Origin of the sequence: Brucella pituitosa (genome assembly GCF_965577835.1) — a bacterium.
GTDB lineage: Bacteria > Pseudomonadota > Alphaproteobacteria > Rhizobiales > Rhizobiaceae > Brucella > Brucella pituitosa.
In genome coordinates this window covers 2,257,089-2,270,684 of sequence record NZ_OZ264092.1, presented here as the reverse complement: position 1 = coordinate 2,270,684, position 13,596 = coordinate 2,257,089, and the positions used below count along the sequence as shown (strand labels likewise).

The following is a 13,596-nucleotide window of genomic DNA, read 5'->3' as shown; positions in this document are numbered from 1 at the left end:
GTCTCAGGCTCCGAATTTCTTACGCAGATCGATCATGGTCAGCGCTGCACGAGCAGCAAAGCCGCCCTTGTCCTTGTCTTCACGACGCGCACGCACCCACGCCTGTTCGTCGTTTTCGACCGTTAGGATACCATTGCCGATTGCGAGTCCTTCCTCAACCGAAAGATCGGTCAGAGCGCGGCAGGATTCATTGGCAACAATATCGAAATGATAGGTTTCGCCGCGGATGACTGTGCCAAGTGCGACAAAGCCATCATACTCGGTGCCGCCATTTTCGGCACCATCAAGGGCAAAAGAAATAGTCGCAGGCACTTCAAGTGCGCCGGGCACTGTCACAACATCATATGTTGCGCCAGCCGCATCAAGAGCCGCCTTTGCGCCATCGAGAAGCGCATCGGACAAATCCTCATAGAAACGCGCTTCGACAATGAGCAGGTGCGGCGCATGCGCCTCGTGCTTGGACATGAGAAACTCCATGACAGAAATCGCGGACCGCAAATCCTGCGGTCAACGCTAAATTCAGAAAATAGCTTAGGGTTCTTAGGCTCTAAGCTTATTTCTGATATTGCGCAAGCCTTGCTGCATAACGTGCAAGCTGATCGATCTCGATATTGATCTTATCTCCCGTCTGACGATCACCCCAAGTGGTGACTTCCAATGAGTGGCGAATGAGCAGAACATCGAACTCGTTTCCATTCACGCCATTGACCGTCAGCGACGTGCCATCAAGCGCAACAGAACCTTTTTGAGCAATAAAAGGCGCAAGCTCTTCCGGCACGCGCAGAGTGAAACGGACTGCATCGCCCTCGTCCTTGCGCGCAACGATTTCCGCCTGCCCATCGACATGTCCGGACACCAGATGACCGCCCATTTCATCGCCAAGCTTAAGCGAACGCTCAAGATTAATGCGTGTGCCATTTTCCCATTTTGAGATGGTGGTCAGGCGAAGAGCTTCTTCCCATGCTTCAACTTCAAACCAACGCGCATTGGTGCCTTTTTCCGGCAAAGCCACTACGGTAAGGCACACGCCGGAACATGAAATAGAAGCACCGAGTTCGATTGTTTCAGGATCGTATATCGTTTCAATGCGCAGCAGTACGCCTTCATTCAGCGGTTTGATACGATCCACTTTACCGATGTCGGTGACAATCCCAGTAAACATTACGCGTTCCTTACATACTCGATACAGGCATCGTCGCCGTACTGCGCTCTGCGCAAAATAGTAAATTCATTATCAATATGGGATTGCAGATCCGTGACAGCAACCCCAATTGTTGCGCCGATTTCCACAGGCGAATGGAAAAGGACAAGCCGATCAACCAGCTTTTCCTTCAGGAAATTCTTGGCAACGCTGGCGCCACCTTCAACCAGAACGGAAGAAATGCCCTGTGCTGCAAGATCGTCCATCAGTTCCGGGAGGGCGATATGCCCACCATCGCTTTCCGCAGCAACGATCCGGCATCCTGCTGCCTGCATTTCATAACGCCGTTCAGACGCTACATGTTCGCAGCACGCCAGCCATAGTGGAATGGCCTCAGAACTGCGTACAAGCTTTGAATCGAGTGGCAGCTTCAAGCCGCTATCGAGCACAAGGCGGATCGGGGAACGTTGCTCCAGGCCCGGGAGGCGGCAGTTGAGGATGGGATCATCGGCGATTGCCGTATCGACGCCAACAAGGATCACATCGGTCTGCGACCGCAGAATATGTGATTGCGCGCGTGAAATCGGGCCGGTAATTGCGACCTGTCCTTCACCTTTTTTCCCGATGAAGCCATCGGCAGAAAGTGCAAGTTTCAGAATCACTTCCGGGCGTTTTTTAGAAGATCGATTCAGATAGCCCGCGAGATCGTCCGCAGCCTTATCGGACAGGATGCCAGGCAAGACCTCGATGCCCGCTTCACGCAGAATGGCAAAACCTTTTCCACTTACTCTTTCATCGGGATCAGTAGCCGCAACGAATACCCGCGCAACGCCAGCGCGTACCAGTGCCTCTGCACAAGGCGGTGTGCGACCGTGATGAGCGCATGGTTCGAGAGAAACATAAGCGGTTGCTCCGCGTGCCGCTTCGCCAGCATCTGCCAGCGCCTGTGGCTCTGCATGCGGTCGCCCGCCAACCGCCGTTACACCTCGCCCGACGATAACGCCATCCTTGACGATTATCGTGCCAACGGAGGGGTTGGTGCCTGTCAGACCTTTATTACGGCGTGCATAACGGATGGTTGCTTCCATGAAACGGAGATCATCCGAGGTCACATTGGCATGCGGGAATTCCAAGCGGCTCATATTATGCGTCCGGATCGCGTTCATTCTCGGTCGTCGTCAGCTCGTCAATCACATTGTGGAAATCAACGGCCTTGCTGAAATTGCGATAAACCGATGCGAAACGGATATAGGCAATATCGTCGACACCCTTGAGCGCGTCCATCGCCAACCGACCAATTTCATCAGACGTCACTTCCGCCTCGCCAGAACTTTCCAGCTGTCGCACAATGCCGGAGATGGCACGCTCGATTCTGTCGATATCCACATCACGTTTGCGCAAGGCCACGTCGATGGAGCGGGTAAGCTTGTCGCGATCAAAAGGCACACGGCGACCGCTCTTCTTCACGACCATAAGATCACGCAGTTGCACGCGTTCAAACGTCGTAAACCGCCCGCCACACACTGAACAGACGCGACGCCTGCGAATAACCGCGCCATCTTCCGCAGGGCGGGAATCTTTCACTTGAGTGTCTTCAGATTGGCAGTAGGGACAACGCATGGCACTCTTTCAACTGAACGAGTGTTTCCTATTTTGATTGAATAGCAGGAAACGCTCCAATTATTTCTCTTTCGCATTGTCCTACGCAAAAAGCTCACGCCTTTTGCAGGAAATGCTCTGTTGATTCCTTCAAATGATAACCCATCAGGCGAATGCCGCCTAATTGAGACAGATATGAAAAAGCCCCGCTCAACAAGGTTGAACGGGGCTTCATCAAAATTTGAAGGGTTTTAGCCCTGATACCCGTACATAGGGAAACGGTCGGTCAGTGTAATGACCTTCGCCTTAACAGCTGCTTCAACGGCTGCATTGCCTTCATCGGAATTTGCAACCTTGAGACCATCAAGTACTTCCGCGATCAGCGAACCGATTTCCTTGAATTCAGCTTTGCCAAAGCCGCGGGTCGTGCCAGCAGGCGTACCAAGACGAACACCCGACGTTACGAATGGCTTTTCCGGGTCGAATGGAATGCCGTTCTTGTTACAGGTGACATTTGCGCGGCCGAGAGCTGCTTCAGCGCGCTTGCCCGTCGCATTCTTCGGACGCAGATCAACCAGCATCAGGTGGTTGTCAGTACCGCCTGAAACGATGTCGAGGCCCTGCGACTTCAGTTCGTCCGAAAGCGCACGCGCATTGTCGACAACGTTCTGAGCATAGACCTTGAATTCCGGCTTCAGAGCTTCCGCGAAAGCAACTGCCTTACCAGCAATTACATGCATCAGCGGGCCGCCCTGCAGACCAGGGAAGACAGCCGAATTGAACTTCTTCGCCAGATCAGGATCATTGGTCAGGATCATACCGCCGCGTGGGCCGCGAAGCGACTTGTGAGTCGTCGTGGTGCAAACATGAGCATGTGGAATTGGTGATGGATGCACACCACCGGCAACCAGACCGGCGATGTGAGCCATGTCGACCATCAGATATGCACCAACTTCGTCGGCGATCTCACGGAAGCGCTTCCAGTCCCAGATACGGGAATAGGCAGTACCGCCAGCAAGAATCAACTTTGGCTTGTGTTCACGTGCAAGGCGCGCAATTTCTTCCATGTCCAGAAGATGATCGTCTTCACGAACGCCATAGGAAACAACATTGAACCACTTGCCCGACATGTTGACTGGCGAACCGTGCGTCAGGTGGCCACCCGAATTGAGGTCGAGGCCCATGAAAGTGTCGCCCGGCTGCAGAAGCGCCAGGAACACGGCCTGATTCATCTGGCTGCCGGAGTTTGGCTGCACGTTGGCGAATTCTGCACCAAACAGCTTCTTCGCGCGTTCGATTGCCAGTTCTTCAACCACGTCAACATACTGGCAACCGCCGTAATAGCGCTTACCCGGATAACCTTCAGCATATTTGTTGGTGAGGATGGAACCCTGAGCTTCAAGAACCGCACGCGAAACAATATTTTCCGAGGCGATCAGCTCGATTTCATGACGCTGACGACCGAGTTCGTTACGGATCGCACCGAAAATATCGGCATCGATTTCTTCAAGAGTTGCGTTGAAAAAAGCGGTATTGGCTTGCGACATGTTTCACACCCTCCGGGTTAGCCGGTGATAGCTATATGATATGAGGCGCAGTATCACACTTCGATTGGCAAGGCCAATGGCGCTTAAGCGAAAAGCATCTTCCAAAATGCGGCATGACGTAGCTTGGAGTATTCCCCCCAATAAAAAAGCCGTCCGAAACGGGTCCGGACGGCTTTTTTTGTAAGTGAATTCAGATCAGGTATCAGTGCCGAGAGCCAGTTCGGTTGCGCCATCCATCTTGTAGATATCGTCGCGGAACTGCACCACACCATCGCCGGTCGACCATGCTGTAATGTAAACGAAATGCAGCGGCACAGGATCAGACACCTGAATAGGCGTGTTAACGCCTGATTTAATGGTGTTCTCGATGTTCTGACGATCCCAGCCTGCAGTGTTCTTCAACAGCCAGACATCGAGGTCACGAACATTCTGCACACGGACACAGCCAGACGAATCGAAACGCATGAGCTTGTTGAAATAGCTCTTCTGCGGGGTGTCGTGCATGTAAACGGCATGCTGATTGTGGAAGTTGATCTTCGTCGAGGACATCGCGTTGATCTTGCCCGGGTCCTGACGGAACATCAGCTTGACGGCATCATCCGTGTTCCAGTCAACGCTTTCCGGCGGAACTTCCTGTCCCTGCGCGTTGTAGAGACGGATCTTGTTGTTTGCCAGATATTGCGGGTTTTTCCGCATCAGCGGAATAATATCCTTCTGGATGATCGACTTTGGTGCCGTCCAGTAAGGATTGAGAATAACTTCATGGATCTTCGAGTTGAGGATCGGTGTCTGACGGTCGATTTTACCGACGACAGCGGTATGACGCTGAGAAACGTTGCCGCCCTCGACTGCCTCAATACGAGCAGCCGGAATGTTGACCATCACAAAGCGCTGCTCTGACTGGCTTGTAGCAGCCATGCCCGAAAGGCGCTGAAGGTTGGTTTGCAGCTGTCCAAGACGCGTATTGGCGTCCACATTCATGGCAGCATAGGTAAACTGGCCCATAACGCCATCAGCTGGCAGACCATGACGCGACTGGAAGCGCTTGACGGCTGCATCAACATAAGTATCGAACGCGCCGGAAACACCTGCTTCGCGCGGAAGATCACCAGAAACAATAAGACGCTGACGCAGAGCCTGCACCGACTGCGCATTCGCACCCAGTTGCAGCTTCGCATTGCCGGGAACCTGTGGCCAGCCACCGCGGCCTGCTATATCGGTATATTGGGCAATCGCTGACTGAAGATTACCAACAGTCTGCTGGCTGAGAACCGGCTGATTGGTTGCAACTTTCTGACCACCTGTCGCACGGGCATCAAACTGGTCATCCCAGTTGCCACGGCGGGGTGCGGCAAGAATATCATTTAAACCCTGCTGCTGGGCAAAAGCTGCTGGAACCATTGCCGAAGCAGCGACGGTAAGACCGGCAGTTGCTGCGCCACGCAGGAAGCTGCGACGACCTACATTGAAAGCTTGCGTCTTCTTGTCGGTTTTGGTCATAGATTTGGTCCCAAAGGCTAACAGGTTGCGCCCAGATGCGCTGCATCTGCAGATAGCTCTAAATTATGCGCTGTATATTCGCTTATGTCGATTTTTATGGCTTATTCATGTCGCGGAGAACCAATTTCAAGTCAGGCCATGCTGAAATAGCTCGCAATCATGAAGTTCCATGAACAAATCATACTAATTGTGACCGTTCTGCAACAACCTGTTAGAGCCGGTAAGCAATGCTGTCATTCCAGAAGCGATCAAGACGCTGGAGCGAACGGTTCATTGCGGTGAACTCTTCCACCTGAATTCCGCCCACCTGCTCAATGGACGCAATGTGGCGCTGATAAAGAGCCTGCACCTGATCGGCAATCTCATTGCCCTTATCGGTCAGGCTCACGCGAACCGAACGACGGTCAGTGCTGGAACGCTCATGATGGATAAAGCCCATCTCGACCAGCTTTTTGAGATTATAAGAGACATTCGAGCCCAGATAATAGCCGCGCGAACGCAGTTCGCCAGCTGTCAGTTCTGAATTGCCGATATTGAACAGGAGCAACGCCTGCGTTGCATTGATATCGCTGCGTCCATTGCGGTCGAATTCGTCCTTGATAACGTCGAGCAGACGACGATGCAGACGCTCAACCAGCTGAAGAGCTTCGAGATAAAGCGTGCGGAGAGCTGCTTCGGGATTCAAAAGCGGAGCAGATGCATCCATTCTGTGCTGTGCATTGATCATTTCTTTTGCCTCTCTGTCGGAGCAACCTTTCATGAGGTCGCTCTCTTTGTCCTGTTTTATGCGGTGTATTTTCTCACCGTTCATGAGAGGACTTTAGGAGAGATGCATAAAATTCGAATTAAAAGTCAGCCTTAACAGTAGCTTACCAAAGGAAATGCAGTTTCAGGCTTAATGTTCTGTTACTGGTGGATTGAATTTGACGTTTGAATCCCGCCTGACATAAATGCTGTTTCAAACGTCAAATTCGTAAAATCCACTAGATTCAATATTATACTAGTATGGCTTGGAACCCGAAATTCGTTCCAACTGTCGCTTTATGGTGTGACGAATTTCGGGTTCGGCATACTAGGCAATAATTTCAGCTGGCAATTCCCATACGTGGCCCCATACGTGATTGCCGCTTTTTCTCCAGGAAAAGCACCACACGGAAAATGATATAGACAACGATGCAAACCGCATTAAACCCGACGGTAATTGGCTTATATTCAAAGTGGCGCGCAAAGACGGAATAGATGGCGATTTCGCCAATTGCCGCAACAAACCACAATACAGCACCCCATGGGGCGCGCATCCAGAGGCCTGTCGCTGCAACGGGCATGAGAAGAGCAAGTGCTACAGATGCAGTCTGCCACTGCCATGGCATGAGATCGAAGCGCCACAGCAATCCCGGCTGAATACCGATCAGTTTTATCCAGTAAAAAACACCACTGGCCAGAGCAGCCAATGCGATCAGCCGCATGAACCAGACAAAAGACCACTCAGCACCACTGGGCTGTAAATGCTGGTGCAACTCATCCTGACGCATCAAAAGCTCAGTTCCCTCTCGCCAAGATTTGCAAAATACGCGCTCACCATTTCCGGCTTCACATCTTCGATTGAATCTGGCTTCCAGGCAGGCGCACCATCCTTGTCTATCAGGACAGCCCGCACACCTTCGTAAAAATCATGTGCCTCAAGCATACGCGATGCGATGCGATATTCCATCCGCATACAATCATCCAGATCGAGAGCTCGCCCATCGGCAATCTGGCGAAACGTGACTGCGACACTTGTCGGCGAACGTGTTGCTAAAACAGTGAGAATATCGTTGGCATGCTTGCTGCCAGCTGCGGCCGACTTTTCCAGAGCCGCAACACATTCAGTAAGTGTAGCGTGAGCAAAACTTGCTTCAATCAACTGCCGCATTTCCACAGGAGTTTCAAAATCCGGATACTGGCAGCGTGCCAATGCCGTATCGACATCAGCCGTTGCGATGAGGTCGTCGCGCAGATCATCAAGATCATTCACAGCGACTGCATGGGTAGCAATACCGCTTTGCAGGCAATCGCCCCAGCGAACGCGATTTCCGGTCAGCGCCAGATAATATCCGAAATTGTCATGCAAATGTGGAAGGAAAGCACTTCCGCCTACATCCGGGAAAAAGCCAATTCCAGTTTCAGGCATCGCGAAAAGTGTGTTTTCGGTCACGATACGATGGGAACCATGCACAGAAATACCTGCACCTCCGCCCATCACAATACCGTTCAACAACGAAATATATGGCTTTGGAAAACGTCCGATGCGCGCATTGAGACGATATTCGTCACGGAAAAAATCGAATGCAGGCGTGCCATTCTGTCCCGCCTTGTAGGCCGCAACCACATCGCCGCCAGCGCAGAAGGCACGGCCCTCACCCTCAAGAATCACACAGGCGACGTCTGGATCGGCTTCCCAGGCTTGAAGCGCGCGGTCGAGAGTAAGAATCATATTATGCGTGAGCGCGTTGAGCGCAGATGTGCGCGTTAGCTTGACAAGCCCTGCCTTGCCCTTGCGTTCAAAGCCGATTTCGCTACCGCCACCGAAGTCAATCTGCATGTCGTTTCTCCCGTTTGATTAAATGGGTAGAAACTGAGAAGCCCCGCGTCAATCCTGCACAGGCCATTGTGCTTGGTTTAGCCACTTTTCCCGTGATAAACCGTGGCCATCTGATAACAAGCTTCCGAACCGTTAGATTCCCAAGCTTTATTCTCTCGGGAACGTTTCCATGACTGATCGTTTGTCCAACATTTCTTCTGCCAACATTTCAGGTCACGTTGATGATGTGACGGGAGGCCGTCGCCTGCGCCGCATGCGCAAGGCCGATTGGTCGCGAAGACTGGTGCAGGAAACTCATCTAACGGTGAACGATCTTATCCTGCCATTCTTCCTTACCTATGGAACAGGCGTCAGCGAACCCGTGGATGCGATGCCAGGCGTCGAGCGCTATTCGGTCGATATGGCTGTGCGCATGGCCGAGAAGGCTGCGAAGCTTGGCATTCCGGCCATTGCGCCCTTCCCGCGTGAAAAGGCTGAAGTGAAGACCGAAGACGGTGCTTTCGTTGCAAGCCCCGACAATCTGATCAATCGCGCCGTGCGGGCTATCAAGAAGGAAGTGCCGGAAATCGGTATCATTACCGACGCGGCCCTCGATCCATTCACGACCCATGGCCACGACGGCATTTTGCGCAATGGCGAGATCATCAATGATGAATCGGTTGCGATGGTCGTGCGCGGTGCGCTCGCGCAGGCTGAAGCAGGTGCAGATGTTATCGCACCGTCCGATATGATGGATGGCCGTATCGGCGCAATTCGTCAGGCCTTGGATGCCCATGGCTTCAATCATGTGCCGATCATGTCCTATGCGACCAAATTCGCATCTGCCTTCTATGGTCCTTATCGCGATGCAATCGGAACGGCAGGTCTGCTGAAGGGCGACAAGAAGACCTATTACATCGACCCAGCAAACCCTGAAGAAGCGGTGCGCGAGGCCGAACAGGATGTGGCCGAAGGCGCCGACATGCTGATGGTCAAGCCCGGTATGCCTTATCTCGACATCATCCATCGTCTGAAAAGCACGTTCCGTCTGCCGACCTATGCCTATCAGGTGTCAGGCGAATATTCGATGATCAAGGCCGCAGGCATGAACGGCTGGATCGACGAAGAGAAGGTCATGATGGAAAGCCTGCTGGCTTTCAAGCGCGCTGGCTGTGATGGCATTCTGACTTATTTTGCGATGGAAGTGGCAGAAAAGCTGAAAAGCCAGAACTAAATTCCGAAACACTGCTTCCTTGAAATAGCCAGTTTCATACACCACCTTGAGACTGTTCCGCGTAGTGCGGAACAGCGGACGGGTTTATTTTTCCGGACGCTTCTCGTTTTAACGACTGGAAGGGACAATGTCCGACCATATTCTGCACGGCGAAATAATGGGGCCGCGTTACGAAAGCCGCGCATTTTTTGAAGGCGTACGTACACGCCGTATCATGGCTTTCCTCATCGACTATCTGATCGTCTTTTTGCTCTGCATTCCAGTGGCAATCGTGATCTTCATTCTGGGCATTGTCACCCTCTCTTTGGGATGGGCGCTCTATGCCATCATGTTCCCGGTTGCCGCTTTGTTTTATATATCGCGTACACTCGGCGGGCCTCAGCAGGCCACCAAGGGTATGCAGATGATGAATATCAAGCTGGTTCGACTTGAAGGCGGTACAGTCGACCCTATGCTGGCGGTGGTTCATACGGTCCTGTTCTGGGGCCTGAATGTCGTGCTTACGCCGTTCATTCTGTTGGCTACACTGGTGATTGACCGTAAGCGTACTGTGCACGACCTCTTGCTTGGAACAGCAGTCATCCGTTCGGACCGCTAAATCAAGCATCAAAAAAATTCAGGGCCGGCTGCACAAAATGTCTATTGACGTTTTGTGCAGCCGGCTCAATCTTTAGAGCATGTCTCCCGAAAGTGGGAACCGGTTTTGGGAGACGTGCGTAAAATAACTCATCGTGATGGTCCGGTATTGCCGTTTCGTGGATATTGAATGACCCATCAACCGCAACAGTCTCCGCAGTTTTTTCTAACGGCTCCATCGCCTTGCCCTTATCTTGAGGGTCAGCTGGAGCGGAAAGTTTTCACACATCTCGTCGGCGACAAAGCCAGCGAGATCAATGATCTGCTGACACAAGGCGGCTTTCGCCGCTCCCAGAACATTGCCTATCGACCAGCCTGCGAGCTTTGCCGCGCCTGCGTTTCGGTACGAATTCTGACTGGCGAATTTGAGATGAACCGGAGTATGCGCCGAGTCTGGAACCATAATCGCGATCTCATCGGTCGCCAGCACAAAGCGCAGCCAAGCACCGAACAATATGCACTCTTCCGCGACTATCTGGATGCACGTCACCACTCCGGCGGCATGTCCGATATGACGGTACTAGATTACGCAATGATGGTGGAAGATACGCACGTCAACACGCAGATTATTGAATATCGCAGACGCGGGCCGGACAGCTTTATCAGTGCCAAGGGCGACGGAGAGCTGATCGCAGTAGCCCTCACTGACGTGATGGCAGATGGCCTATCTATGGTCTATTCGTTCTTCTCTCCGCATATGCATGAGCGTTCGCTCGGAACTTTCATGATCCTCGATCATATCCAACGTGCACGAGCCGCTGGCTTGCCGCATGTCTATCTCGGCTATTGGGTCGAAGGGTCACGCAAGATGCAATATAAGACGCGCTTCAGGCCGCAGGAGCATCTCGGCCCACGCGGCTGGCAGAGGTTTGAGAGATAAACAGAGAAAAGGCGGCTTAAAAGCCGCCCTTTTTATTTGCATCTAAACCTTAGAACTTACCCGAACGCGGGAACCCCTTGGGCACCAAACGCCCTGCGGACGCGCGGGCAGCAATCCACTCGACAAGCTCTTCCTTGCTGCGATTGAAGGTGCGATCTGCTGAATCCTGCCATGACAGGCCCTCAGCAATCGCAAAGGTACGGACATCGGACACGCCGCCGTCCTTGTACTTCTGCAGGCGCACGCCCTTGCCGCGTGTCATTTCCGGGATTTCTGAAAGCGGGAAGACAACCATCTTCCGGTTTTCACCCACCACTGCAATGTGATCGCCCGAAATGCGTTGGCACAGCTTTGTCTCGTCCGGGACTTTCACGTTCATCACCTGCTTACCCTTGCGGGTATTGGCGACGGCCTCATTTTCCGGAACGATGAAACCATTACCCTCATGAGAAACCAGAAGAAGCCTGGCTTGAGGGTCATGCACGAAGGCTGTCAGGATATCCTGATCGTTCTCCATATCGACCAGAATACGAATCGGCTCGCCGTGGCCACGACCGCCGGGAAGCGTGTTCGCACCAATAGTGAAGAATTTTCCGCCTGTCGTGACCAACAGAATTTTGTCTGTCGTCTCCGCATGGAAAGCGAGCTTGAGCTTGTCACCTTCTTTGAAAGCCAGCGTGGAGAAGTCAGCCAGATGCCCCTTCATTGCACGCAGCCAGCCTTTTTCAGACACGACAATGGTCACTGGCTCGCGTTCAATCATCGCCTGATGAATGTCTTCGAGATCATGAGTCGGCGCTTCAGCAAAAGTGCTGCGACGCTTACCCAGTTTTGTAGCCGGGCCAAATTTCTCGCGTACTGCCTTAATCTCGGCACTGATCTTCTTCCACTGGCGCGTGCCCGAAGCGAGCAGGCCTTCAAGATCAGTTTTCTCAGCAGTCAGACCGTCGAACTCCTTGCGGATTTCAAACTCTTCAAGTTTGCGCAAGGAACGCAGGCGCATGTTGAGGATTGCTTCGGCCTGATTATCCGTCAGATCGAAGAACCGCATCAGCTCCTGCTTCGGTTCATCCTCTTCACGAATGATGCGAATGACTTCATCGAGATTGAGGTAAGCCTTCAGGAAACCGCCCAGGATTTCCAGACGTTTCTCAATTTCCGCCAAACGATATTCGGAACGGCGAACCAGCACTTCCTTGCGGTGTTCCAGCCATTCACGCAGCACGCCGCCCAGTGACAGAACATTCGGCACTTTGCCGTGCGAGAGCACGTTCATGTTGAGCGAAACGCGGTTCTCAAGCTCAGTCAGCTTGAACAGCGATTCCATCAGCAGTTCTGGATCGACCGTGCGGTTCTTGGGTTCCAGAACGATGCGGATATCTTCGGCAGACTCATCACGAATATCATCGAGCAACGGCAGCTTCTTTGCGAGAAGCAGCTCCGCAATCTTCTCGATCAGGCGCGATTTCTGCACCTGATATGGGATCTCGGTTACAACGATAACCCAGGTTCCGCGATTCCCCTCTTCCTTCTCCCAACGCGCACGTGCGCGGAAAGAACCACGCCCTGTGCGATAGGCTTCGACAATGTTGGCATGGTCTTCAACCAGAATGCCGCCGGTCGGGAAATCCGGGCCGCGCACTTTGCACTTGAGAAGTGCAGCCGGGTCGCTCTCCGCTTCCTTCTTCAACTCTTCCCACTGTTCTGGGGAAGTGATGAGTTCTTCCACCGACGCATCAGGATGATTGATGAGATAAAGAGCCGACGAGCAAAGTTCAGCTACGTTATGCGGTGGAATATTGGTGGCCATGCCAACCGCGATACCGGCCGATCCGTTGGCAAGAAGATTCGGGAAAGCACCCGGAAGAACGATAGGTTCCTCGTCTTCTTCGTTATAGGTCGGGCGGAAGTCGATAGCATTTTCGGTAATGCCCTCAAGCAACAGCGTTGCCACTTCAGTCATACGCGCTTCGGTATAACGCATCGCGGCGGCATTATCGCCATCGATATTGCCGAAATTGCCCTGTCCGTCCACGAGCGGATAGCGCACTGCAAAATCCTGAGCAAGACGCACCAGCGCATCATAGATCGAAGCATCGCCGTGCGGGTGGAACTTGCCCATCACGTCGCCGACAATACGTGCACATTTTGCGTAGGCCTGATCGGGATTGAGCCGTAACAGACGCATGGCATGCATTATGCGGCGATGAACCGGCTTCAAACCGTCGCGCACATCCGGCAGCGCACGATGCATGATCGTGGACAGCGCATAAGCGAGGTAGCGCTCCTCGAGGGCCGACTTAAGATCGACCCGTTCGATATGTTCTTCGCCGTCGCCCGGCGGAATCAGACTTTTACCCATACTTCTCAGTACCAATTGCGCGATTCGTCAGCAAGTAGCGATGAGAACCAATCCAGTACATTCGTCGCAATGTTGCCGTCATTAAGCATCTATAGAGGAATTGTGGATGTTTTCTCCACAGCAATCATGGCGCGAAC

13 protein-coding genes are annotated in these 13,596 nt (G+C 52.8%); 3 read left to right on the top strand and 10 right to left on the bottom strand.

The features are described from left to right. Window positions 1–3: 3 nt before the first annotated feature. From ACSME1_RS10945 to ACSME1_RS10905, 9 genes are all read right to left on the bottom strand, one after another. The gene (locus ACSME1_RS10945; RefSeq protein ID WP_024897422.1) at window positions 4–465 is read right to left on the bottom strand and encodes a 6,7-dimethyl-8-ribityllumazine synthase; all 462 of its coding nucleotides are present in this window, start codon (window positions 463–465) and stop codon (window positions 4–6) included. Window positions 466–553: 88 nt separating this feature from the next. Continuing rightward, window positions 554–1,162 (bottom strand): riboflavin synthase, encoded by a 609-nt coding sequence (locus tag ACSME1_RS10940; protein ID WP_100559312.1) that lies wholly within the window; start codon window positions 1,160–1,162, stop codon window positions 554–556. Next, window positions 1,162–2,283, bottom strand: coding sequence for a bifunctional diaminohydroxyphosphoribosylaminopyrimidine deaminase/5-amino-6-(5-phosphoribosylamino)uracil reductase RibD (gene ribD / locus ACSME1_RS10935; RefSeq protein ID WP_024897420.1), 1,122 nt, complete (start codon window positions 2,281–2,283; stop codon window positions 1,162–1,164). Before ribD ends, ACSME1_RS10940 begins: the two co-directional genes overlap by 1 nt. A 1-nt stretch (window position 2,284) precedes the next feature. After that, complete coding sequence (nrdR, locus tag ACSME1_RS10930; protein ID WP_024897419.1) at window positions 2,285–2,761, bottom strand: transcriptional regulator NrdR; 477 nt, start codon at window positions 2,759–2,761, stop codon at window positions 2,285–2,287. A 230-nt stretch (window positions 2,762–2,991) separates the two neighbouring features. Further along, window positions 2,992–4,287 carry a serine hydroxymethyltransferase gene (gene glyA, locus ACSME1_RS10925; RefSeq protein ID WP_024897418.1) on the bottom strand — a complete coding sequence of 432 codons (1,296 nt, stop codon included), beginning with the start codon at window positions 4,285–4,287 and terminating at the stop codon, window positions 2,992–2,994. Between the two features lie 195 nt (window positions 4,288–4,482). Further along, complete coding sequence (locus tag ACSME1_RS10920; RefSeq protein ID WP_024897417.1) at window positions 4,483–5,787, bottom strand: L,D-transpeptidase family protein; 1,305 nt, start codon at window positions 5,785–5,787, stop codon at window positions 4,483–4,485. A 211-nt stretch (window positions 5,788–5,998) separates the two neighbouring features. Further along, complete coding sequence (gene ldtR / locus ACSME1_RS10915; protein WP_024897416.1) at window positions 5,999–6,514, bottom strand: transcriptional regulator LdtR; 516 nt, start codon at window positions 6,512–6,514, stop codon at window positions 5,999–6,001. A gap of 358 nt (window positions 6,515–6,872) precedes the next feature. Then, entirely contained in the window at window positions 6,873–7,319 is a 447-nt protein-coding gene (locus ACSME1_RS10910; RefSeq protein ID WP_024897415.1) for a DUF6163 family protein, read from the bottom strand. Then, on the bottom strand, window positions 7,319–8,368 hold the full coding sequence (locus tag ACSME1_RS10905; RefSeq protein ID WP_024897414.1) for an enoyl-CoA hydratase/isomerase family protein: 1,050 nt from the start codon (window positions 8,366–8,368) through the stop codon (window positions 7,319–7,321). Before ACSME1_RS10905 ends, ACSME1_RS10910 begins: the two co-directional genes overlap by 1 nt. A 169-nt stretch (window positions 8,369–8,537) precedes the next feature. Between ACSME1_RS10905 and hemB the strand changes: the two genes are divergently transcribed. The 3 genes from hemB (at window position 8,538) to ACSME1_RS10890 (ending at window position 11,097) form a co-directional block, all read left to right on the top strand. Beyond that, window positions 8,538–9,581, top strand: coding sequence for a porphobilinogen synthase (hemB, locus tag ACSME1_RS10900; protein WP_100559320.1), 1,044 nt, complete (start codon window positions 8,538–8,540; stop codon window positions 9,579–9,581). Window positions 9,582–9,708: 127 nt separating this feature from the next. Beyond that, window positions 9,709–10,179 carry an RDD family protein gene (locus ACSME1_RS10895; RefSeq protein WP_105706771.1) on the top strand — a complete coding sequence of 157 codons (471 nt, stop codon included), beginning with the start codon at window positions 9,709–9,711 and terminating at the stop codon, window positions 10,177–10,179. 168 nt (window positions 10,180–10,347) lie between these two features. Then, window positions 10,348–11,097, top strand: coding sequence for an arginyltransferase (locus ACSME1_RS10890; protein WP_024897411.1), 750 nt, complete (start codon window positions 10,348–10,350; stop codon window positions 11,095–11,097). Between the two features lie 49 nt (window positions 11,098–11,146). On the opposite strand, the gene ACSME1_RS10885 is transcribed toward ACSME1_RS10890, so the two are convergent. Beyond that, window positions 11,147–13,459 (bottom strand): DNA topoisomerase IV subunit A, encoded by a 2,313-nt coding sequence (locus ACSME1_RS10885; RefSeq protein WP_024897410.1) that lies wholly within the window; start codon window positions 13,457–13,459, stop codon window positions 11,147–11,149. Between the last annotated feature and the right edge of the window lie 137 nt (window positions 13,460–13,596).

What these genes read in the sequence shown, in the direction of transcription:
- ACSME1_RS10945 (WP_024897422.1), bottom strand. Translation starts at nt 465, where the DNA reads ATGTCCAAGCACGAGGCGCATGCGCCGCACCTGCTCATTGTCGAAGCG.
- ACSME1_RS10940 (WP_100559312.1), bottom strand. Translation starts at nt 1,162, where the DNA reads ATGTTTACTGGGATTGTCACCGACATCGGTAAAGTGGATCGTATCAAA.
- ribD (WP_024897420.1), bottom strand. Translation starts at nt 2,283, where the DNA reads ATGAGCCGCTTGGAATTCCCGCATGCCAATGTGACCTCGGATGATCTC.
- nrdR (WP_024897419.1), bottom strand. Translation starts at nt 2,761, where the DNA reads ATGCGTTGTCCCTACTGCCAATCTGAAGACACTCAAGTGAAAGATTCC.
- glyA (WP_024897418.1), bottom strand. Translation starts at nt 4,287, where the DNA reads ATGTCGCAAGCCAATACCGCTTTTTTCAACGCAACTCTTGAAGAAATC.
- ACSME1_RS10920 (WP_024897417.1), bottom strand. Translation starts at nt 5,787, where the DNA reads ATGACCAAAACCGACAAGAAGACGCAAGCTTTCAATGTAGGTCGTCGC.
- ldtR (WP_024897416.1), bottom strand. Translation starts at nt 6,514, where the DNA reads ATGATCAATGCACAGCACAGAATGGATGCATCTGCTCCGCTTTTGAAT.
- ACSME1_RS10910 (WP_024897415.1), bottom strand. Translation starts at nt 7,319, where the DNA reads ATGCGTCAGGATGAGTTGCACCAGCATTTACAGCCCAGTGGTGCTGAG.
- ACSME1_RS10905 (WP_024897414.1), bottom strand. Translation starts at nt 8,368, where the DNA reads ATGCAGATTGACTTCGGTGGCGGTAGCGAAATCGGCTTTGAACGCAAG.
- hemB (WP_100559320.1), top strand. Translation starts at nt 8,538, where the DNA reads ATGACTGATCGTTTGTCCAACATTTCTTCTGCCAACATTTCAGGTCAC.
- ACSME1_RS10895 (WP_105706771.1), top strand. Translation starts at nt 9,709, where the DNA reads ATGTCCGACCATATTCTGCACGGCGAAATAATGGGGCCGCGTTACGAA.
- ACSME1_RS10890 (WP_024897411.1), top strand. Translation starts at nt 10,348, where the DNA reads ATGACCCATCAACCGCAACAGTCTCCGCAGTTTTTTCTAACGGCTCCA.
- ACSME1_RS10885 (WP_024897410.1), bottom strand. Translation starts at nt 13,459, where the DNA reads ATGGGTAAAAGTCTGATTCCGCCGGGCGACGGCGAAGAACATATCGAA.